At 37.8% G+C, this 22,691-nt stretch carries 16 protein-coding genes; 5 read left to right on the forward strand and 11 right to left on the reverse strand.

The window, feature by feature from the left end; genetic code table 11:
• Nucleotides 1–12 precede the first annotated feature (12 nt).
• The 11 genes from HPE56_RS08540 to HPE56_RS08585 all read right to left on the reverse strand — a co-directional run bounded on the left by HPE56_RS08540 (nt 13) and on the right by HPE56_RS08585 (nt 17,168).
• On the reverse strand, nt 13–1,566 hold the full coding sequence (locus HPE56_RS08540) for an endo-1,4-beta-xylanase (RefSeq protein ID WP_188243352.1): 1,554 nt from the start codon (nt 1,564–1,566) through the stop codon (nt 13–15).
• Nucleotides 1,567–1,648: 82 nt separating this feature from the next.
• Nucleotides 1,649–2,644: a nucleoside hydrolase gene (locus tag HPE56_RS08545; protein ID WP_188243353.1), complete on the reverse strand. Its 996-nt coding sequence runs from the start codon at nt 2,642–2,644 to the stop codon at nt 1,649–1,651.
• A gap of 270 nt (nt 2,645–2,914) precedes the next feature.
• Nucleotides 2,915–3,814, reverse strand: coding sequence for an alpha/beta hydrolase (locus HPE56_RS08550; protein ID WP_188243354.1), 900 nt, complete (start codon nt 3,812–3,814; stop codon nt 2,915–2,917).
• A 176-nt stretch (nt 3,815–3,990) separates the two neighbouring features.
• On the reverse strand, nt 3,991–5,481 hold the full coding sequence (locus HPE56_RS08555; RefSeq protein ID WP_188243355.1) for an arylsulfatase: 1,491 nt from the start codon (nt 5,479–5,481) through the stop codon (nt 3,991–3,993).
• Between the two features lie 14 nt (nt 5,482–5,495).
• A complete protein-coding gene (locus HPE56_RS08560) occupies nt 5,496–7,379 on the reverse strand; it encodes a hypothetical protein (protein WP_188243356.1) in 1,884 nt (627 codons plus the stop codon).
• A 127-nt stretch (nt 7,380–7,506) separates the two neighbouring features.
• The gene (locus HPE56_RS08565; protein ID WP_188243357.1) at nt 7,507–9,087 is read right to left on the reverse strand and encodes a RagB/SusD family nutrient uptake outer membrane protein; all 1,581 of its coding nucleotides are present in this window, start codon (nt 9,085–9,087) and stop codon (nt 7,507–7,509) included.
• Between the two features lie 25 nt (nt 9,088–9,112).
• Nucleotides 9,113–12,244 carry a SusC/RagA family TonB-linked outer membrane protein gene (locus tag HPE56_RS08570; protein ID WP_188243358.1) on the reverse strand — a complete coding sequence of 1,044 codons (3,132 nt, stop codon included), beginning with the start codon at nt 12,242–12,244 and terminating at the stop codon, nt 9,113–9,115.
• A gap of 1,101 nt (nt 12,245–13,345) precedes the next feature.
• Nucleotides 13,346–15,169, reverse strand: a complete 1,824-nt coding sequence (locus HPE56_RS08575) for a carbamoyltransferase family protein (RefSeq protein WP_188243359.1) — start codon at nt 15,167–15,169, stop codon at nt 13,346–13,348.
• Nucleotides 15,170–15,214: 45 nt separating this feature from the next.
• The gene (locus tag HPE56_RS20290; protein ID WP_223170249.1) at nt 15,215–15,364 is read right to left on the reverse strand and encodes a DUF5989 family protein; all 150 of its coding nucleotides are present in this window, start codon (nt 15,362–15,364) and stop codon (nt 15,215–15,217) included.
• 198 nt (nt 15,365–15,562) lie between these two features.
• Nucleotides 15,563–15,964 carry an SxtJ family membrane protein gene (locus HPE56_RS08580; protein WP_188243360.1) on the reverse strand — a complete coding sequence of 134 codons (402 nt, stop codon included), beginning with the start codon at nt 15,962–15,964 and terminating at the stop codon, nt 15,563–15,565.
• Between the two features lie 190 nt (nt 15,965–16,154).
• The gene (locus tag HPE56_RS08585; protein ID WP_188243361.1) at nt 16,155–17,168 is read right to left on the reverse strand and encodes a LacI family DNA-binding transcriptional regulator; all 1,014 of its coding nucleotides are present in this window, start codon (nt 17,166–17,168) and stop codon (nt 16,155–16,157) included.
• 666 nt (nt 17,169–17,834) lie between these two features.
• Here HPE56_RS08585 and rbsK point away from each other — a divergent pair.
• From rbsK to HPE56_RS08610, 5 genes are all read left to right on the forward strand, one after another.
• The gene (rbsK, locus tag HPE56_RS08590; RefSeq protein ID WP_188243362.1) at nt 17,835–18,761 is read left to right on the forward strand and encodes a ribokinase; all 927 of its coding nucleotides are present in this window, start codon (nt 17,835–17,837) and stop codon (nt 18,759–18,761) included.
• Nucleotides 18,762–18,861: 100 nt separating this feature from the next.
• Nucleotides 18,862–19,125, forward strand: coding sequence for a PfkB family carbohydrate kinase (locus HPE56_RS08595; protein ID WP_188243363.1), 264 nt, complete (start codon nt 18,862–18,864; stop codon nt 19,123–19,125).
• Nucleotides 19,126–19,160: 35 nt separating this feature from the next.
• Complete coding sequence (locus HPE56_RS08600; protein ID WP_188243364.1) at nt 19,161–20,165, forward strand: nucleoside hydrolase; 1,005 nt, start codon at nt 19,161–19,163, stop codon at nt 20,163–20,165.
• A 36-nt stretch (nt 20,166–20,201) separates the two neighbouring features.
• Entirely contained in the window at nt 20,202–21,197 is a 996-nt protein-coding gene (locus tag HPE56_RS08605; RefSeq protein ID WP_188243365.1) for a GRP family sugar transporter, read from the forward strand.
• Nucleotides 21,198–21,489: 292 nt separating this feature from the next.
• Nucleotides 21,490–22,623 carry a regulator of G-protein signaling domain-containing protein gene (locus tag HPE56_RS08610; RefSeq protein ID WP_188243366.1) on the forward strand — a complete coding sequence of 378 codons (1,134 nt, stop codon included), beginning with the start codon at nt 21,490–21,492 and terminating at the stop codon, nt 22,621–22,623.
• Nucleotides 22,624–22,691 lie beyond the last annotated feature (68 nt).

Consider the following 22,691-nt stretch of genomic DNA (forward strand, 5'->3'; position numbering starts at 1 on the left):
ATGTTGCATATTCTAGAGACCGTCTCCATCCTCCTTTAAATAAAATTCTATATTCTGTTGTTCTCCGGCACTGTTCTTCCAGCTAATGATATAACGGCCCTTGAATCCACGGAATTTGGCAATCCCATCTTTCCCGACTTTAACAGTTGTATTGGTCTTCCATTCGTGGTTGATCAAATTATCCAAAGCATAAAAAGACGGTTTCGGTTTCATATCCCGGGAAAATAGACCGGACACGGAAGGCTCTCCCGCGGCGCCACAGCCGTCCACGACATTCCACCAGGTAATTCCCATCATAGGCTTGATACTGAACCATAAACGGTATAGGTTCCGTGCAATAATGGCCTGGATTTCCTGCCCTCGTTTATCCCCACCCGGAGAGGTTATGGTTATTTCACTCAAATGAATGGGCAATCCGGCCTTGGAAATAGTATCCATTTTACTCCACTGCCACTCTGGCGATTCCAAGGGTTTACCTGCCACAATATCAAAGATCTGCTGGTCTTTGAACAAATGCATTTGCGTCCCTATTACATCAATCCGACAGTCATGAGCCCGAAGGTCCTTAACCTGGTTGGCATAATTTCCAGCTGTACGCCTTGTATCTACCCTATTATAATCATTGATAAAGAACTGGACATTGTCCGGAAATACCTCCCCGGCAGTTTTAAATCCCTTATAGGCATAATCCCCGTGTACCCAGCCAAACACACTTTTACCTACCACATCCCCGGTCACACTCTGACCATGAAAATCCCCTGAGCTTTCATTTACCACGTCCCAGCTTTTGATCTGGTCACCATAATAATTTCCAAGTTCAACAATGCGTTTTTTTGCAAGCCTATCCATCGCAGGGAAAAATACCGGTGCCAGTTTCGCTATCTCTTCAGACGGCATTTCCTTTATTTCCTCCTTGGTTAACTTACCAAGGTTTTCCCTTTCTTCTGCAGGCCAATATTTATCAAAAAGCCATGCGGGAATATGATTTCTTCCATTACCCCATATAATTGTATGACCGTGCGTATGAACGCCTTTGCTATTGCAAAATTCAACGATCGGGTCGGTCGCCGGACGTCTCCAATGTGGTTCTTTCTGGGGCTCTTTTACTTGGTTCCAGTATTCTTCGGTATCCCAGTATTCTTCGCGAAATCGAGGACGATTAGGCTCCATTTCAAAACCTTTCCAGTAAAAAGGAATGGTGGCCGAATTGAACAATGTTCCGTAGAGTTCCTTGTACTTTGCATTCAATTCATTGGAGCCCAACTGGTTAAAATTGAATATATGGGCCCCGAAGCGAAAATCATGGGAAACCTGTTTTACGGTTATCGCTGTTCCCGCAGGTAGTCCCTTGAGGTTCAATACCGCATCGGCTTTTCTATTTTTCTCAATATCACGATCAATTTTTGCCTGGACTTTGGAATTCCAAAGTTTCCAGTAGGCAGCACTCATTACAGTGTCCTTTTGTGAACTTGTTGCTTGTGTCTCCTCCTTTCCTATCCCATTTGCATATTGCGGGGTTTGAAACAAACACAGTAGTAGTACAATGTAGATAATCCTTTGATTCATGGTAATTCTGGTTTTAAGTTTTAATGGGCCACTCCGAAAAGTAGGATGGCAAAATTTAGTTTTTTTTAGTGTTAAATTGACCTTACATGGGTTCATGCATCATTAATTCCTCTATAGCATCGGTAACTATTTTATAAGGATATTTATGTACGAGAAAATAATGGTTGGCATTGATATTTGGATTCCACTGATTATGCCCATCCTCGTCAACCAAAAATTCACCAGGTCCACAAACATAAAAATACTTCTCTGGATCCCTTACGGCACAAAGGACTGCGGTTTGATCCCATGACCTTCTGTTTTCAGCGGGTTGATCACTATAAGTAGCTAAATTATAGGCATAGGCCCATGCAGCTGGATTGGTGGCTGACCCCGTTGCTGCAAGTTTATTTCCAGTTTTAATTGAATTTCCAATCTCAGCCCCGCTAATTAGGATGGGTGTTGGCCAATGTTTGAACGTGTAAAAGGAAGCTTCGGAATGCTTGTAAACATTATATTCACGCCCCTCTGGGAGATACCCGCCCATTGCTACCCATTTCTTTACCTTCTTGTTAACTAGCTCAATACCCGAGAGCGAAGAAAACTCATCGGGACCTGATTTTAGTAAATTTTCAAGATTTGTAGTAAACCCAACAGTAACGATTGTAACACTTTTGTCTGACTGGGATGATAAAACCTCTCGGTATACCTTAGTCGCCGAAGGATAATTTGGCGGATTTTTGAGTTCAGGGGCGAATCTTGCGATAGTAGAATCGTTCCAATTATTTTTATGGATCGAATTCACACCGTTTTTTTCAGGCACTCCTATAGGAATGTTCGGTTTCTTAAAGTAACGATTAAAGAGTTCGATAGTAGGGGCTACACTTGGATGACTATTGCACGAAATGGTTGCTAAAATTTCGCATTCACCACTATCGGCTAAGGCATGCAAAACAGCAATGGCTCCCACATCGTCGTAATCGGGTCCCATATCCGTATCAAAAATAACCTTAACTGGTTCAGGAGCCTTGTTTTTTTCTGGTGTCGTAGTACATCCCATGACCAAAATCATCAGCATAAATAGTATTGGTTTCATCATACCTTAAATTTTAGATTATCCTTTTCAATAACTGTTAATTTGTTGTTTATATATAACTTTCATTTTTATCAATATTGATATATATCGAACAATATCAATTGATTACCAATTAAGAATGTCGAAAGTTTAGCAATTTATGGCTGAATCCTTCAACCCAATATGAAACAAGCAACACCGACCAGTTCGCTTCATTTTAAATCGAACCCTGGCTATCAACTTTTTAGGGACAGCCTATAGGGCGTATAGCCATATTCCCATTGATTTTTCAAATTATAGGTCATTTATTGCCCTATCCGTTTGTCTTATGGTTTTTACGTTTATGACATCATGATATAAAAAGTCGATAATTTCATCAAAACCCTTAGACATTGATGATTCCGCCCAATTGTGGCCACCGTCATTAATGGTCGTAAAATAATATGACCCGCCTAAACTTTTTAAACGTTCAGCAATAGGTTTTGATCCATAAAGTATAATAAAACCTTTATCATTACCCTTACAATAACGATGTGGAGCAATGTTATAAGGCACGAGTTTATCTCCCGTCCCGTGAAAAAGTTGTGTTGGAATGGCCCTGTTTTCGTCAATTTCCTGTAGTGTTTTGATGGCACCCGCCATGCCAATGACACCGGCATATTTAAAATCGGATGGCAATATTTCATTTTCTTGAACAAATGCCATATTCAAAACCGTTTCAGCGCCTGCACTCGACCCGGCCAAAATTATTTTACCTTGGTCAATACCCAATTCTTGACTATTTTCTAGGATATACTTTATGGCTAAACTCACGTCATACGAAGCCGAATCAAAAGCTGCTATTTTCATACTGGACTCAACATCGCAACCAAAACCGATATCCTTCATAATTAGTCTATAGGATACAGAAGCAACAGCATACCCTCGTTGAGCAAGTTCCGTAGCAAAACCAACAACCTTTTCAGCATCCCTACTGCCACCTGAAAAACCACCTCCATGAACATAAACCACTAAGGGCATCTTTTCCCGAACAGCTCCAGCTACATAGAAATCGAATTGAAATGTTTCATTTTTTTTAGGACCGTAATTATATGTGGTCTTAGTGACTTCTGAAAAAACACTATCCAAATAAATAGTTTGGGCAACTGTGACATTTGTTGCAATTATAAATATGATTGTCGTTAAATATTTCATCGTTAGTTTTAATTATTAGCGTTTATTCGGGTATGCTACATGATGATATGGCTAAGGAAAGTAGCGCATGTAACGCTATCTTTTTCTTGCCGACATCATTATTACCCGGTTATGGTTTTATTTTTTCCTTCTGTAGCCCCCATTATACAACCCCAATTGTTTCTTTATTATCGGCCCTACTTGTTTTTTTCATACCCAAAACTAAATTCCTTTGAATATGAATGTTCCCTCTCCATGATATTGCTGATTTTTTCTACGATTTCAGGGTTTTTATCCGCAATATTATTCTGTTCCCCTATATCAGAGGCCAAGTTATAGAGTTCAATAGGTGCCTTGGCATTATTACCCATTTTCAAGCGTACCCCTTTCCAATCTCCAAATCTTACCGCTTGTTTTCCTCCTTGCTCATGAAATTCCCAATATAAATAATCATGGCTAACTTGCTTTTCCCCCAATAATTCCGGCAAGAATGAGATACCATCTATATTTTTAGGTGTTTCTATTTGAGCCATTTCACAAACAGTAGGTAAAAAGTCCCAAAATGCCGAAATGTGATTGGAAGTAGCATCTGCCTTGATTTTCCCTGGCCAGTATGCAATCATAGGCACTCGAATCCCTCCTTCATACAAATCACGTTTGTATCCTCTTAAATCTGCATTACTATTAAAATAATTTGGATCGGCCCCACCTTCCTTGTGAGGGCCATTATCCGAGGTGAAAATTATTATGGTATTTTCTGCAATGCCAAGTTCCTCTACTTTTTTTCTGATCTCACCTACTTGCTTATCCAATAGGTAGACCATGGCGGCAAAAGCAGTATGGGGTTCTTTTTGCGAACCATACCCACCATTCTTATACCGCTCACCCTCATCTATACCTTGGTAGTTTTTTTCAGGCAATAGTTTCCCCCGAAACTTTACCATATATTCTTCTGGCGCAACAAGTTCTGCATGGGGAATAATCGTAGGGTAGTACATGAAAAAAGTAGAATCTTTATTCTTTTCAATAAACGACATTGCCTTTTCATGAATAATATTAGGCGCATACGTTTCCGTTTTCTTCCCTTTATTTCCTTCTAATATGACTTTGGTTTGATTGTGCCAGAGGTGATAAGGGTAATAATTATGTCCTATGGTTTGGGAATTATACCCATAGAATTCATCAAAACCCTGGTTATTGGGATCTCCTTCAGAAGAAGGATATCCTAAACCCCATTTCCCAAAAGCACCTGTTATATAACCCTCAGATTTTAAAAGTTTGGAAACTGTAATTACAGTGGAATCCAGCGGGTATTGCCCTTCAGGTTTAACGCCTCTATTACCCCGAATAAAAGTGTGGCCCGTATGTTGTCCTGTCATCAACGAGGAACGGGATGGTGCGCAAACCGTTGAACCTGCATAATGTTGCGTAAAAAATAGTCCATCTTCCGATAATTTATCAATATTCGGTGTCGAAAAATTTTCTTGCCCCGTTAAGCTTAAATCACCATAGCCTAAATCATCCGCAAGGATATAGATGATATTTGGTTTTAGTTTCTGAATAGTTTCATTTGCCTTTTTTTGATTGTTACAACTACTTAAAACAACCAGGGAAAAAACTGCATACAAATTGCCTAAGAGCCGTATCAAACCTTTTTGGTAAAAATTATGTTTATTTATGTTTATCATTGATTGGTGCAATATCATTTATTCGTTCTTTGCAAAATCTCAAGAGCTAAATTATTTCCCGGTTCCAGTTGTTCTAACTTTTCGGCGTAATCTTTGGCAAAATGATAAACCCCAAAATCATAATATAATTTCGCCAACATTTGCAACACATTTATATTCCCAGGTTGCTGTTTTATTATAGCTTCGGATGTCTTTAATCCAACAATATCGGATTTCATCTCAGCGACTAATCGATTATCCAATTGCTGTACTGACTTTGAATTAAGAATTGGCAGTAATTCATCAAATGCCTTAGCATTGACACCTGCTTTTACACATTGCGCCAAAATTTTAATGTTGGGGTTCCGTTCAAATGCTTTTTTGTAATACATAAGGGCTTTTTTATGCTCCCCCACGTTGGTGGCAAATTGCCCTGCCTGTATCCCGTAGTCTAAATTCATTGGATATGCCAATACCAGGGACTCAGTTACCTTAAAAACATTATTGTATTGTTTCTTGTCCAGGTAATACTTTTGAAGTTTGTGCATAGCCTCCTCCCAGTCGATCTCTTTCACAGCCAAACCTCCGGCAAGAACTTCAGGCATACTTTTCCCTGTTAGATCGATATCAGGCATGGGTTCATTAAACGGCCACTGCGAACGTAAAATCAAATTGGTATATTGACCGAACAACGAATCCATTTCGGTTAGTGGCTGTTCTTCAAATGGCAGTGGCAAAACCACTTCTTCATCAGTCGTAAAATCAAAGTGTTCTATTAATGATCTGTAAAAACTTGTTGACATCAAATAATATCCCTTCAAATTTGGGTGGAGATGCTCCAACACCAGTTCATTACCAACAATTCCATGGGGAGAATTCGATTTAAAATCTTCTTCGACAGGAACCAGAATGGTACCAAATTCCTTAGCCAAGGCTTTTATGTTTTCATTGATAGCCTCAGGTGCACGAAACCGAAGTAAGTCTTCATCTTTGGCCCGGGTATAAAATTGGAGGGATTGTGTAAAATCATGTTTTTTTTCTGATTCTTTTGCCAACGTATAAAAGTATTCCGCATTCTCCTTGCTGTCCAAATCACTAATAAAGGGAGCTTGGTCTTTCAAATTAGAGAACAAGGTTCCCATAAATACGGGTATATTGTTTTTTTGATATTTGGCCAATAACGTAGCCATATTTTGCTTGAATTGATCAATCCCTTTTTCATAAAGCTCCGAACCTTTTGTTATTGATTGTTCTGCCGCCATACGTTTCATAAGGGTCTCACTTAAATCGGAAGATTCCTTTCTCGACATTCGGGTAATCAAACGAAAAAACAATTGCCCCAATCGTAATTTTCTAAATTGAATTCCCAATCTAACAATCGTCGGATTTAGACCTAATTTGCCCGAAGAACCGACTCCAAGCGCACCATAAAATTCGTTATGTCCGGCATAAATTAAAATAGCATCGGGTTGTTGCAGTAAAATCTCATCAGTAAAATCGAGCAAGGTATATGAATTTACCGCAGTCAATGATAGATTGATGATTTCAATATTTTTATTAAGGAAATTCTGGTTGAATTGGTACTGTAGCATTCGGTGAAATGAACCGTTGTTTTCATACGGAAAGCCATACGCTGTGGAACTTCCCTGCACAAATATTCGAACCGTACCTGGTTCTTTCTTCTTTTTGAAAGGTTCTATGTAACCCCGTGTGGAATTTTCATCCTTTACAAAATAACGTCTAGAGATATTTGGGTTCAGTATCAGATACTCCGAATTATCCGGATGTTCTATAAACAAACTTAAATCCTCTCCAACATTAAAAACACGAAGGGAAACTTCAGCTAAAAACAAAAACAAAAGTGGTAGGAGCACTGCAATCAGCTTGAACCAAATTGTATAATTTGTTTTTAATTTCATTTTTTTAATCAGTCAATATAAATAATAAAAAATCCAATGGTGTTGTAAAAAAAATATCGGCCGATTCAACCGAACCGGCCGATATTACAGTAGGCTTAAACATAGCATTTAAATGCCATCCTATTGATTAATAATCAGTACTTGGTGTAAGCGTAGGATTTGCTTCAAGTTCTACCAATGGGATTGGCAGATAATTGTCTTTAGGATCATCAAAAACTATATTACCAGAACGAATTCTTTCATATTTATCAGACTCTTCTTTTGCAATACCCCAACGGACAATATCGAACCAACGCTGACCTTCCGCAAATAACTCACGAAAACGTTCTTCCCTGATCGAATCGCGTAATACAGTACCCGTCAGTCCGGTATAATCAACCGCAGCATCAGGTGTATCCGTATCCACAGCATAAGCACGACGACGAACTTTATTCATATATTCCGAGGCCGTAACGTCTTCTCCCAAAACATTCAATGTTTCAGCATACAATAAATATACATCCGCCAAACGCATGATAAAAACATTTGCACCGTAATTCTGGTTGGTCGTATAAACAGAATAATCCAGTGGAACATACTTTTTATAGCTCCATCCCAAACCGTCTTCTTCATCTGTAGTGTATTTTTCCAAAAGAGTAGGAATACCACTAGCAGGAACCACATAATCAACACCTGGCTCTAAAGCATTAACATGCAAACGGGGATCACTACCAAAACGTCTGACATTTACATCATGGGGCCAGACATTACTCCATCCGGTACCTTTTGGTGCCATCATTAAAGCGATTTGACTTCCTGTTCCGCCATTCCATACATGTGTTTCCATATCAGTTGCAAAGTTGATCTCCCAAATGGACTCACTACTAAACTCTTCTTCTCCATGAAAAAGACCATTATATTTATCAGAGCTCACTAAAGAAAAAGGGCCATTTACCACTTCTTCCAAATATGGTTTTGCGGTAGGATAGTCTTCCTTATACATATAAACCTTACCAAGAAAACCTTTGGCAGCATAACTAGTAACCCTTGCTGCATTGTCTGAATCCCAGCTGTCTGGAAGCAATTCCTCTGCCAATAAAAAATCACTGATTATTTGATCATAAAATTCACCTACCGTAGCCCTGGTTGATTGCATATCCTCATTTGAAGCCGCTACTTCAGTAAAAAGCGGGGCCACCAATGCAGAAGTTTCAGTAGCTTTCCCTTCTCCCCAAAGCCTAACAATGGAAAAATTAGCATAAGCACGTAAGAAATAAGCCTGTCCAAGCATTTCATCCACTTCTGCTTCTTCCCCGGGTTTGATAAAATTACTCTCTTTATAGATTTTAGCATTGGCAATAAAATCATTTGATCTAGAAATAAGACGATACCACCCTGACCAACATCCAGCAACAACTGTACTATTACTTAATACTTCATTCTGACCTGTTTCGTTCCATCCGATTGTTCCCGTCCAATCCTGATTACTGGTGTGCGGAAGCATTTGCAGAACGTGTGGCAGATAATCACTACCGAATAACTCCCATGATTTAACCGCTGAATAAACAGAAGTTAAATTAAGGTTAACCTTCTCAATAGTGGTGAAATAAGTAGATGCATCCAGCGAATTCTCGTCAGCGATATCCAATACATCTTCAGAGCACCCTCCTGCAAAAAGAAGGGTAAAGAGAAAACCTATAATCAAACTATTTTTAAATATATTTTTCATTGTTTCCAAATTTTAAATTTTCCAATTATAAACTAAGTTCAACACCGACGCTAATTGTTCTAGCTTGAGGGTATGCATCGTAATCAACTCCCCGGCTAGTACTTCCACCTGCAACTTCAGGATCTATACCAGAATACTTTGTGAATGTCATAATATTTTCACCACTGATATAAACTCTTGCATTTGTCATATTAAATCTGCTTAAAATCGATTGTGGTAAAGTATAACCTAACTGAATATTCCTCACTTTTAGAAAAGAACCATCTTCAACAAAATAAGAAGATGAATTTGCAAAGTTCGAATTAGGATCGCCTTGGACTAAACGCGGCTGATTTGTTTGATTATCAGGCGTCCATGCATTCAAGACTTCTGTCGATGAATTGTAATCGGCATAAATTTGCTGGGTAAGCGTTTTATTCGCATTAAATACATCAACTCCTTGTACTCCTTGGAGGAATAAACTAAAATCAAGATTTCTCCATTCTAGGTTTGTAGTTAATCCATAAATCATTTTAGGCCATGGATTACCAAGATAAGTTTTATCATCATCAGTAATTTGGTTATCACCATTAATATCTTCGTACAACATATCCCCAGGAGCCGTGTTGCTTTGTTGATACAGACCATTAGGTGCTGCCGCATTTAAAGCATCTATTTCCGATTGTGAATCAATTATTTTCACATATTTATAACCATAAAAACTTGATAATGGATGACCCACTTCTGAACGTGTTGTACTTCCCAAAACCTGGCCACCATCACCACCATTAATATAAGCATTTTCAGTAAGTTTGGTCAACTCATTTTTCTGAAAACTGGTATTTGCACTAATATTTAATTTAAATTCATTGAAAGTTTCCTGATAATTAACTGCAAATTCAAAGCCCGTATTTTTCATTTCCCCAATATTCATACTGACAGCTTCCGGAGAGCCATGGGATTTAGAAATTCCAACGCTTAATGGTACAGTAACAGCATATAACATGTCTGAGGTTTTCTTAATGTAATAATCCATTACGATAGACACCTTATTATTGAATAACCCAAGATCAATACCAATATCAGTAGTCTTGATTTCTTCCCACTTTACGTCTGCATTTGGAAAACCACTCAAGAAAAACCCAGAAACCTTATTGGTACCATTCGAGTCGAATAGGTAATAAGAATTCGTTGAATGATACGATTTGGAATATAAAAAGTTGTTAATATTATCCGATCCCAACGTACCTGAACTCACACGTAGTTTCAAATTTGAAATCAGTGAATTATCTTTCAGAAAATCTTCTTGTGAAACACGCCATGCACCAGAGAATGATGGGAATACCCCCCAAAGATTATTCGACCCGAATTTTGGTGATGATGCATCCCTACGAATAGTACCCTCTAAAAGATATTTATCTTTATAACCATAATTTAAACGTCCGAATTGAGACAATATATAGCTTTTATCGATTGTGTTCACATCTGTAATACTTGCTTCTCCAGTTGCCGTAGCGAAACTATATGACACATCTTCCGTAAATCCGGTCTTAGTGGCATTAAAACCAACCCCGTCACCTTTGACTGCCTCATAACCGGCCATAGCCTTAAAACTGTGATCACCAATTGTTTTATCGTAAGTTAAAACATAGTTGGCTGTTAACGTATTTGCGTTATTGCTTGCATAAGTAAGTGAATTCACACTATTGCTATTCGTACCGTAGTTATAAGCCTCATCAAAATATCTTCCTAGCCAGGAAGTATAGTTGACACCGAATGTTGAACGGAATTTCAATCCTTTTAAAACATCAACTTCCAAATAAACATTTCCGTTAATCCTATTGTTTGTGTATTTTCTATGATGTTGATATTCATTGGCAACCATATTCCGTCCCGCATACCAGGATGGTCCTGTTCCCCATCCCCCATAAGTATTTGTCTCATCATAAACCGGCATCAACGGGGTTGATCTCCATGGTATACCATTAGCAGCATATGTAGGATTTTCGATTGTTCGTGAAAGCAGTACGGACTCCCCTATTTTAACTTTCCCATCAAACAATTTAAAATCTGAATTTGCCCTTAGGCTATAACGTTCAAATTCATTGTCAATCATCATCCCTTCTTCATTGTCATAATTTCCCGAAAGGTAAAAATTGGCTTTATCGGTTCCACTGGAAATAGACAGGTTATAGTTTTGTTTTATCCCACTTCCGCTATATAATTCATCGGACCAATTGGTATCAGCCATACCTGATACATTAGACCAAGAATCTTCGGGTAATTGACCTGAAGCTGCTCTTGATGCCGTGGCTGCCGCAATATATTGATCCCTATTAAGCATCGTAGGAAGATTGATTGGAGAACTTATTCCAGTGTTTGCTTTAAAATTAATGTTAGTTTTATTATTGCTTGCCCCACGCTTTGTAGTTACTAAAACTACCCCATGCGCAGCTTGCGCACCATAAATAGCAGAAGCCGATGCATCTTTCAAAATTTCAATGGACTCAACATCATTGGCATTAAAAAAATTAGATGTCTCCATCCGGATTCCATCTACGATCCAAAGTGGGCTTGTTCCCCCAATGGAACCAACACCACGAACGTTTACAGTAGGAGCAGCACCTGGTTTCCCAGAGGCCTGACTTACCATAACACCGGCTGCCTTACCCTGTAGGGCCTGATCAACACGGGTAACAGAAACCTTGTTCAGATCTTCGCTTTTTATGGAAGAAATAGCCCCTGTTAGGTTTGACCGCTTTTGCGTACCATATCCAATAACAACAACTTCATCCAACCCTTGGACATCATCCTTCATTGTCACATTAATGACTTGCCTGTTTCCTACGGTAACCTCCTCGGTAACAAGACCGATAAAGCTAAAAACCAGAACCGACTCCGGACCGGGAACCGTTATGGTGTAGTTACCGTCAAAGTCGGCCGCCACTCCATTGGTAGTACCTTTAACTACTACTGAAACCCCTGGTATGGGCATTCCTGACTCATCTATTACCGTACCGCTTACCGATTGTTGTATATCCTCCTTGATGTCGGAATACGAAGCGTTTGCTTGGAGATTGAAAAGTGCAAACGCAAACAATAGGATCGAAATCTTCATTGTTCTATTCTTGCTGGTTATGTTCTCCAATAAATTGGAAAACCAATATTTTTTTTGCATAATTTTTGATTAGTTTGATTAGTTAATTATAATTCTACTGTTAAACTAGATTAGTAACGAAAAACGTGATAACGTTCACCGTCTTTTTTATTTGTTGTCCCCCATACGCCTAAGTTTTAGTTTTAGTTTTATACTTCTATTGCTATTCATGATTGGTCGTCGAACCCTGTACTCTCTTTAAATGTCCCCAACAGAAATCCAGAATGGATTTTCTACCTTGAACTTTCCTAGGTGCCTGACAGTTTCTAAACGAGTTTAGTTTTTTTTTGATATTGATATTTTTAAGAAACACCCAAAAAGCAATTAAATCCTTATGGGTGTTTTCAACAAAAACTAACTCAACTACTTATTCCTAACATTAACCTATACTAATTATCTACTATACGGATAATAAATAATTCACACTACTTCTAATTATCAATCACTGATTGTATATGGGCCATACTCTGAATACACTAAAAATTCCCTGTTTTAATTCAAAAAAAAGTGAACCGATTACCGAAGATTCTAAACACCAATTTCTTTTCAGTTAAAATCAAAAAACAAATTCGTTTTTTTGCGCATACGTTTGTGCATATATGAAAAAAACACCCAATATTCTTCTCAAATATAAATAATATATTGAATGGAACAAACGTTTGAGCTATATTTTTTTGAGATATATTAAATATTCGCTTGTAAAATAGTATTACTTGCTAATTATATATGATGCAATTTAAAAATCACACAATACCTATTATACGGTGGTTATATTTTATGGGCTGCCACTACCCCAACTTCGGAAGGCTTAACCGGTTAAAGCGTTTTGGGGTGTTGATTAATTACCGGAGTCAAATTCACCAACCCCTCTAAAAGTCTGTAAATAATTTCATGTGCATCAAAAAACTAGCATAATCTGGAAACACAAAAAATATCCCCTAACGGTTTTCCCTTTGAAAAAACCCTGTCTCTTCTTTGCATATAATACCCCCACCCCAACATAGATGCGATGTAGTGTTGTCCTATATAATTTAAGCTAAATGAAGGCATCCTTGATCTTGCCTGAAGTTTCCAAGAAAGCAAAATTGAAGACCAAGTACTTGTTGAATGGTAAAGACCCATTTAGTGCCTCATATTGTCCTTTTTCTTTAAAACATAGTCCCCTAATACCAAATAATCCATTTCGGTATGCAAAAATCCTTTGAACGCTTCTTCAGGATTACAAACAATAGGTTGCCCCCTTACATTAAAGCTGGTATTAACAAGCACCCCATAGCCCGATTTCTTTTTGAAAGCTTGTAATAATTTCCAAAAAAGAGGATTACTTTCCTTGCTCACACTCTGAACACGGGAGGTGAAATCAACATGGGTAACAGCCGGTAATTGACAATGTGTTTTATTCAAAATATGAAGGGAAGGAATAAGATTGTTCCCTTTAACTTTAGGAACCCTTCCCCGAGTATCTTTAACATCTGAAACGAAAAGCATATATGGAGAGGGTTGGTCAAGCATAAAGAAATCCTGCATATCCTCTACAAGCACGCTCGGTGCGAATGGACGAAAGCCCTCCCTAAATTTTATCTTAAGATTTAATGTTTTTTGCATTTCGGGATTTCCGGGATCGGCCAAGATACTGCGATTACCCAGTGCCCTGGGACCAAATTCCATCCTTCCCTGAAACCATCCAACGACTTTCCCCTCAAATATTTTCCCTGCCATTATTTCGCACAGCTTATCCGTATCTTCAAAGAATTCATAAGTAGCTTGATGGGCTTTTAAAATTTTAAGAATCTGTTTATTTGAAAATTCAGGACCAAGATATGCACCTTTCATCGCGTCTACACCTCCTTGAATTATCCTTTCCTTTCCTTTCCATATATGCCAAGCGGCATAAGCAGCACCCAATGACCCACCTGCATCTCCCGCTGCCGGCTGTACCCAAATATTTTCAAATATTTTTTTCGACAAAAGCTTTCCATTTGCCACGCAGTTCAGAGCCACTCCCCCAGCCATAACAAGATTCTTACTATTGGTAAGGGCTTTTGCTGTTTCGGCAAGTTTCACAACCACCAATTCCGTAATATTCTGAATAGCTCTTGCCAAATTCTTATGCCCTTGATCAATTCCCGATTCCGGAGTGCGCGGAGGAATACCAAATAATTTTTCCCATTTGGCATCATTCGTCATTTTAAGGCCAATAGCAAAATTAAAATATTCCATATTCAATAGCATGGAACCATCATCGCGTATATCGACCAATTCATTCAGAATCTTTTCTTCAAATTCCTTTGTTTGCCCAGATTCCGCATTGCCATATGGGGCAAGACCCATTAATTTGTATTCACCACTATTCACTTTAAAACCAAGATAATAGGTAAAGGAGGAATATAGAAGCCCTAATGAATGTGGAAAATGCAGTTCTTTTATAATCTCTATCCCATTGCCCTTTCCCATAGATATCGTAGTTGTCGCCCATTCACCAACACCATCAATGGTCAAAATAGCGGCCTCGTCAAAAGGAGATGGGTAAAACGCACTGGCAGCATGCGATAAATGATGCTCTGGAAAAAGAAATGGAATTTTGGAAATACCGAGTTTTTTGAGCTCTTCTTTGAGTGTTCTTTTTAAGAATAGTTTTTCCTTAAGCCAAATAGGCATTGCCGAAGAGAAACTAGCGATTCCTTTGGGGGCAAAACCATGATAGGTTTCCAATAGTCTTTCGAACTTCAAGAATGGTTTATCGTAAAAAGCAACAGCCGTGACATCCTTAAAAGAAATCCCGGCTTCTTCCAGTACAAAATGTATTGATTTTTCAGGAAATGACGAGTCATTTTTTAAACGCGAAAACCTTTCTTCCTGTGCAGCCGCCACTAGTTCCCCATTTAATAATAAAGTTGCTGCACTATCGTGATAATAGGCGGATATTCCCAATATAGCTTCTCGCATATTGTATTATGTTTGGTTTAGGGGTGAAGTTAAAGAACAGTAAATCTAGAATACACTATAAATAAATGGGGCTAAAGCGGATTCACTCATAATTACTATAAGGAATCCCATAAGCAGTAGCACGATGATTAGAGGTAGTAGCCAAAATTTTTTTCTGTTCTTAAGGAATAGCCAGAGTTCGGTGAAAAATTCCATAGTATATATATTGATGTTTTATTTGTTGAGCATTTATTCAACCTTGTTCCTATCAAAATGGATTATCTAATTTACCTCCCAAATTAAATATATGTTGGCAAATTAATCATAATACAAATTACAAGACATTAAAAAATATAATTTATGTTGACTAAATCCCAATGTGAAATTTGGAAATACAATAGGGATTCAACCAAATTAAAATAAATGTTCCAGGTCCGAAGGGGTATAGGCGTGGTTTCTTTGTTTCATAACCGAGTCCGTACCTTTTTTAAAATCCTTAAGCCTAAGCGTATCTTTTCCTAAAATTCTTCGAAAGACACCCACTGGGGTAATTACTAGAAAAAAAATAATTGCCAAGATAATCTGTGAGTTTATCTTACCTAAAATTTTGGAAAACTTAAACCAAACCAATGTAAAAGGATAAAAAACAGAAGGAAAAAGAATGGTAAAAAGGGCAATTGCCAAGGCAAGAATAAAAAACATACTTGTATCAAAGCGAATTCCCGAAATTATAAATACCATAGTAACAATAATCCCGAAATCCTTAAGCTGTTCTTTTTTTATTTCCACAATATAATGTTTCTTTATTTCTGCCATTTTTTTTAAACTTTATTTTTTTTAACGTAACCTCCCTGATTTATTTACCTAGCCCCTCCTAGTTACTAACTTTTTTTACGACAAGTACAGTTGAATGGGGAACAGCTTCCATAATGCGTGCCCCATCAAGTTTTTTTCATGTATTGTACCACTAGCCCCTCAAAACAATCATTTTTCACTTTTGGGAAATTCAATCGATCGCTTTAACAGAACTCCTTATTTTCATTTTAGGTTTTAGAAGCACTTGATCTGACCTCAGTTTTTTATCGGTCAATATTGAAAAAATGAATTTTACGGCCTTTTTACTAATGTCTTTAATTGGGTGTGCGATACAAGTTAAGGGTGTGGCTAAGTAATCGAGGTAGGGATGGTCATCAAAAGTGATCAAAGAAATGTCATCAGGAACACTGATATCCGCCTCCTTAAAGGCTTTCATGCAGCCCATTGCGATTGTGTTACTTAATGCTAAAATTGCGGTTGGCCTTTGTTCTTGTTGAAGCAAATGCTTTGTTTCCTTATATCCGTTTTTTACGGTAAAGTCGTTGCCAACAATATTAGAGCTCTCTATATCAGACTCATTTAAAGCAGCCTTAAAGCCTTCCACCCGTAATATATTCGTATTGGATTCCTTGACACCTTGTATACAGGCGATGTTTTTATGCCCATTGTCCACAAAATACTTTGTTGCCAAAAAGGAGCTTTCATAATTATTGATTGAAACAAAGGGGATTTTCAAATCCTCAAAGTATCGGTCAATGCAAACAATTGGGAAATCTTGGGTATATAAATTATTAATATGTTCCCACTGGTTTCCACAAGGAACAATAATCAGTCCTTCGATGTTCCTGGACATTAATTGCTGTAACTCCTTTTTCTCTATTTCCTGATCCTCTCCTGTTTCGCCAATAATTGTTATATAGCCATATTTTCTGATCTCAGTATTAATTCTGCTGGCAATTTCAGCGAAGAATGGGTTGTTCAATGATGGAACTATTAAAGCAATCGTTTTACTTTTACCACTTTTTAGGTTAGCAGCGAATTGATTAGGAACATAGTTTAGTTCCTTAGCAATTTTAATAACTTTTTCCTGGGATTTTTTTCCAATTCTATACTCCTTAGCTTTCCCGTTAAGCACTCTTGAAACTGTTGAAATTGAGAGACCAGCTTTATCGGCTATGTCCCTAATATTTATTTGTGCCGCCATTAATTCTTTATTAGCTGATTACATATCTGATTTTCCCATCCGAAGTTACACGTTATCGTCAATACAAATCATCACATTGACTGTTTATGATAATATCATAATTTAAGGAAGAAAATCTATCGATTTATCTCGAATAACACCTCTAATCTACAATTTTAATAAAAAATATTAGAACAAACGTTTGTTTTAAATAAATAATTGTACTTATTTTAACCTCGAAATTAAAATAGGACAAAAATTAAAATCATTTTGCACAAACGTTTATTCACGTATTAGACCAATCACTAAACGACTTGATTTAACACATAGATATGTTTTGTAATAATCTGATACGAAAAAATTATTAAATTATACTTTTTGTAAAATGACAAATAGAAAGATATTTTTTTAGAAACAATTAGTTTTTTAGAAACAATTAGTTTTTTATTGGGCATACAATTCCTTATCGCCCAATCTACAAAAATAATTTTCTACAATAATAAAGATTCTAAAGTTGATGATGTTGAGGCATTGACGCTATTAAACGGTCTAGTGGCAATGGGGAACGGTGATACCAGTTACCCTTTACCTTTGGTCTGCACCAACCGTGGATGAAGTAAATACTTACTTTGACAAGCGTCAAATTGCGATGTGTCATCAAGACTTTTATTAACTAATAGCGAAAGTATGATTTTAGTGATTGGGAGTTCGAATACAGATTTTATTGCAACTATGAAAAAACTTCCTGTTTCAGGTGAAACGGTCATAGGAACATCATTTTTACAGGTCATGGGGGGCAAAGGCGGAAATCAGGCGATGGCGGCCCATAGATTGGGAGGAGACGTGCAATTCATCACCTGCTTAGGTAAGGATGTAAATGGTAAAAACACCATAGAATATTATAAAAAGCAAAAATTGGACGTTTCCTTAAGCTTGACTGTCGATAAAGTTCCATCTGGGACTGCCATGATATGGGTTGATGAAAAGGGGGAGAATCGCATTGTGGTAAATTCGGGAGCCAATGGAAAGCTATCCCCTGAATATATTGACCAATTGGAAGAAGTGATCGCGAAGGCATCCATAGTAGTTATACAAATGGAAATCCCTTATGGGACGGTCAAAAAAATATGTGAGATTGCTCATCGTAACAACACCAAAATTCTCCTAAATGTAGCCCCAGCCTGCAAAATAGATTCAGAAATCATTAAAATGATCAATGTCCTTGTGGTCAACGAAACCGAAGCGGAAATCATTTCAGGAGAAAGCATAGCATCATTGGGCGTAGCGGCTGTTGTGGACAAATTAAGGCTTATGGGAGCCCGAACTGTGGTATTGACCTTGGGTAAAAACGGATGTTTCCTTAAAAATGATGAAACTTTCTTTCGAGTACCCGCTTATGAAGTGGAAACTATAGATACCACTGCTGCAGGAGATGTTTTTTGTGGGGCTTTAGCGGTAGGATTATGGAAAAAGCAGAAATGGGAAGAAATCCTTGAGTTTGCTACCGCAGCATCCGCCTTGTGCGTGATGCGTTTGGGTGCCCAACCATCTATCCCCACTAAAAGTGAAGTAGACGAGTATTTGAATAAAAACGAAATGGTTTATAGAGAATAAACTGTGATAATTCCATATACTATAAAACTGAATTATTGACCGGAAGAATACGTTTTATTGTTTTGGATCCGACAGAAAAAGCAGTCAAGAAGATTTTGAAATGGGTGTCCTGAATGTTGTTATTACCTTGGAATCGAAAGGGGCACTCATTTTTATCGGACAACGCTCGGCACCTTTACCTTACCCCTTGGTTACGGTAAAGGATACTACAGCAGCAGGTGATTGCTTTAAGGGCTACTTGGCTGTTGCACTTTCTAAAAACAAATCAATGAAAGAAGCGGTCTCCCTTGCCTATAAGAGACGGCATCAAATTCGGTTACAAGAATGGGAGCGCAGTCATCACTTCCCTTTCGATAGGAAGTAGATGAACTAAAATTTTAAAACATTAATCTGTTCTAAATGAAATTAATATACTTTGCGCTGTTTCTTATAGTTTTTGGCTGCACTTCAAAATCGCCTAAACCCGATTCGTCAAAATCGGACGGGCCCGTTAAAATTATTTTTGATACAGACATGGGACCGGATTATGATGATGTCGGGGCTATTGCAATGCTATATGCGTTGGCAAATAAGGGAGAGTGTGAAATATTGGCCACAATCTCATGCGATCGCTACCCTACTATCGCACCTACTATAGCATTATTCAATACGTATTTTAAAAATGCAACTGTTCCTATTGGCGTGCCCAGTGAAAATGCACCAGATCAGTATGTAAAAAACCATTGGAACGATTCGGTTTTAAGCCGGTTTGGGTCAAAGGAAATAAAAGACATCACGTATCCTTCTGCTGTAGATGTCTATAGAAAGATCCTGACCAATGAGGAGGATCAAAGTGTTACTATCGTAACCATCGGTTTTATGAGCAATATTTCCGATTTGCTCAAATCCAAGCCCGATCACTATTCGCCATTATCGGGATACGATTTAGTGAAAAAGAAGGTGAAAAATTGGGTTACGATGGCAGGTAAGTTTCCGGAAGGAAAGGAATCCAATGTTGAGAAAGATTGGAAATCAGCTCAATACGCCTTTGATAATTGGCCTACCCCCATTTTGTTTAGCGGAGTCGAAATAGGGAACAGAATTTTGACAGGGAATAAACTCGCCTATGAAGGATCAACGGACAATCCCTTATCATGGGCATATCGCTACAATCTAAAAACGTACAGGCACAAAGTAGATGAAAACAAACAATCTTGGGATCAAACTGCTATTCTATGCGCCGTTCGTCAGCCTGAAAAATATTTCTATGTAAACGGCCCAGGAAAATTTGTTACGCTGGAAAACGGATACAATGAATGGGATCCCAATACCAATGCGAATCATTATTTCCTTACACACAAATATCCATATCAACATATTGCCGATGTAATTGATGATCTAATGATGTTTGAACCACGGAAGTAATGTAGCTTTATAAAAAAAACTTCAAAACCACCGATTATGTATATTATTTCGTCCTATTTTCTAGCTGTTGTCCTCTGTGTAATCACCATGCTTTGCTGGGGTTCTTGGGCCAATACCCAAAAATTGGCTCAGCGTTCTTGGAGGTTTGAATTGTTCTATTGGGATTACGTCATCGGTATTGTATTGACGTCTTTGATTTTTGGATTTACCCTAGGGTCTCACGGGGAATTGGGAAGATCCTTTCTAGAAGATCTAAATCAAGCGGATTTAAAAAACGTATGGAGCGCCTTTCTGGGTGGAATTATTTTTAATGCCGCAAATATACTCTTAGTGGCCGCCATTTCCATTGCTGGAATGTCAGTGGCATTTCCAATAGGCATTGGTTTGGCTTTGGTTCTTGGGGTGATAATCAACTATTTGGCCGAACCTACTGGTAATCCTGTATGGCTATTTGGTGGGGTTGCCTTGATAACTACCGCCATTATTTTGGACGCCTTGGCCTACCGTAAAAAGGTTGGTGATGGCGAAAAATCAATTAAGAAGGGGTTATTATTTTCGGTTTTAGGTGGAATTCTTATGGCCTTGTTCTATCGGTTTGTTGCCAATTCCATGGCAATGGATTTTGAGTCACCCGAGGCCGGGTATTTAACGCCATATACTGCTGTTTTTATTTTTGCCATTGGAGTCCTCGGAAGTAATCTGATTTTAAACACCATCTTAATGAAAAGACCAATTGAAGGCCTACCACTTTCCTATTCCGAATATTTTTCTGGAAATTTACGAACACATTTAACGGGAATTCTTGGTGGGGTAATATGGTGTATTGGAATGTCGTTTAGCATTATAGCAGCGGGGAAAGCAGGTTTTGCCATTTCCTATGGTTTAGGTCAGGGCGCCACCTTGGTAGCGGCCCTTTGGGGAGTATTTATTTGGAAAGAGTTTAAAAATGTCCGAGGGACCCAGGGTTTACTCGCGATTATGTTTCTATCGTTCTTAGGAGGCATAGCCATGCTAATATTCGCTGGATTATAGTGAAATATGCTATATCAAGATATAGCTTCGATAGTAATTATGGGAATAAACCTGGGGTTAGCTTGATATTTTAACCTTCCAGAAATTCCTTTACAAATGGTAACAAACACAGTTAAAGAGCATCCCTATAGCTTTTGGGCAACTTTTTTAACCGGCATCTTAATCGCAACATATTCCAGAATCAGGGATTAAGTGGTGAACAAAGGTCTGGACGTAAATATTATCGGATAGCGTTAATTTTACCCGAGAAGATTATAGTTTTAAACAAGTACCATCTCTTAAATACCTGTAAGTGAATTTTAATTTTTTAATGGGACAAAAACATAAAAGATTAAAAGGTTTGCTTTGGAAAATCGTCATTCTATTGATTTTTCCAGTAGCAACTGCCCAAATTGTTCCAAATTCAAAAAATGGATTTAAACCTCGAAACTCGAAAGATGGTAAATATATAACACATCCCTATATCGATAATGAAGATCCCCTATCGGATTCGAATATCGTTGAGTTCAGGGATGCCAATAACATCTCGCGATATTTTACGCGAAGAATACGTAAACCAGTTTGTCTATCACAGGTTTGCCAACCCATTTCATTGTATATCGTGTGGGACGGCTCCGGTAATTTTCAAAAATTAAAACTTATTAAGAACAAACCATTGTCCAAGACCGATCACACCGAATTTACGCAGAAAGAATATTTGAAATTGAACAGTATTTTGTCCGATGAACATTCGATTCTGAAAAATTTGCAAAAAGAAGATTTAATTTTGGAAGACAACAGGAATCTTTTGGAAAAGGGCATTGATGCTTATTCAGGGGCCACCAAACCATCCCTTTATGAGTATGTTGTAAGGGATGCCGTTTACACATGTTATACACTTTGGCATACGGTATACGGCCCAACACGCCAAAGAATCCTTCAAATCCTTGATGAAAAGGCCGATAGTGAATATTTGAGGACTATTTTTAATGAACAAGATATTGACTATACTTTTTGGGGCATCGATTTCTTGGAGAGACACCCCAAATATCAAAACGGATTTTATAAGGAAGTCGCTCAATACATAAACTCAAAAAATGATGAACTTTCGCAAAAGGCCTTGGACTACTTTTCGCCCAATCGATTGACTGAACTTGAAGTTCAAAAATATTTGGTGACTAAATGTAAAAAAGAAAAACAACTGGATATCATTTGGAAGCTTGCTTCCATAGAAAATTTAGACAGTTCAGTCATACTGATATTACTGGAAAAATACAACGTTGGTGGTATAGACGTAACGGATTTGGGCTATGTCTATAAAATGATGACAAAAGAACATTTGGCAAATGATAAAATCAATTTGATCATGAGAAATATTTTAAATGATGATAATAGGTATGTTAGAAATATCACCATGGAATGTTTGGATAAAATTCCGGAAAAATGATATTAGTCAGTTGCGTTTGCTAGTGGGTCAAGCATTCTTAACCGCACCTCCTTCCTAACTTCAATGCT

The organism is Maribacter aquimaris, assembly GCF_014596745.1.
Classification (GTDB): Bacteria; Bacteroidota; Bacteroidia; order Flavobacteriales; family Flavobacteriaceae; genus Maribacter_A; species Maribacter_A aquimaris.

What these genes read in the sequence shown, in the direction of transcription:
- HPE56_RS08540 (WP_188243352.1), bottom strand. Translation starts at nt 1,566, where the DNA reads ATGAATCAAAGGATTATCTACATTGTACTACTACTGTGTTTGTTTCAA.
- HPE56_RS08545 (WP_188243353.1), bottom strand. Translation starts at nt 2,644, where the DNA reads ATGATGAAACCAATACTATTTATGCTGATGATTTTGGTCATGGGATGT.
- HPE56_RS08550 (WP_188243354.1), bottom strand. Translation starts at nt 3,814, where the DNA reads ATGAAATATTTAACGACAATCATATTTATAATTGCAACAAATGTCACA.
- HPE56_RS08555 (WP_188243355.1), bottom strand. Translation starts at nt 5,481, where the DNA reads ATGATAAACATAAATAAACATAATTTTTACCAAAAAGGTTTGATACGG.
- HPE56_RS08560 (WP_188243356.1), bottom strand. Translation starts at nt 7,379, where the DNA reads ATGAAATTAAAAACAAATTATACAATTTGGTTCAAGCTGATTGCAGTG.
- HPE56_RS08565 (WP_188243357.1), bottom strand. Translation starts at nt 9,087, where the DNA reads ATGAAAAATATATTTAAAAATAGTTTGATTATAGGTTTTCTCTTTACC.
- HPE56_RS08570 (WP_188243358.1), bottom strand. Translation starts at nt 12,244, where the DNA reads ATGCAAAAAAAATATTGGTTTTCCAATTTATTGGAGAACATAACCAGC.
- HPE56_RS08575 (WP_188243359.1), bottom strand. Translation starts at nt 15,169, where the DNA reads ATGCGAGAAGCTATATTGGGAATATCCGCCTATTATCACGATAGTGCA.
- HPE56_RS20290 (WP_223170249.1), bottom strand. Translation starts at nt 15,364, where the DNA reads ATGGAATTTTTCACCGAACTCTGGCTATTCCTTAAGAACAGAAAAAAA.
- HPE56_RS08580 (WP_188243360.1), bottom strand. Translation starts at nt 15,964, where the DNA reads ATGGCAGAAATAAAGAAACATTATATTGTGGAAATAAAAAAAGAACAG.
- HPE56_RS08585 (WP_188243361.1), bottom strand. Translation starts at nt 17,168, where the DNA reads ATGGCGGCACAAATAAATATTAGGGACATAGCCGATAAAGCTGGTCTC.
- rbsK (WP_188243362.1), top strand. Translation starts at nt 17,835, where the DNA reads ATGATTTTAGTGATTGGGAGTTCGAATACAGATTTTATTGCAACTATG.
- HPE56_RS08595 (WP_188243363.1), top strand. Translation starts at nt 18,862, where the DNA reads ATGGGTGTCCTGAATGTTGTTATTACCTTGGAATCGAAAGGGGCACTC.
- HPE56_RS08600 (WP_188243364.1), top strand. Translation starts at nt 19,161, where the DNA reads ATGAAATTAATATACTTTGCGCTGTTTCTTATAGTTTTTGGCTGCACT.
- HPE56_RS08605 (WP_188243365.1), top strand. Translation starts at nt 20,202, where the DNA reads ATGTATATTATTTCGTCCTATTTTCTAGCTGTTGTCCTCTGTGTAATC.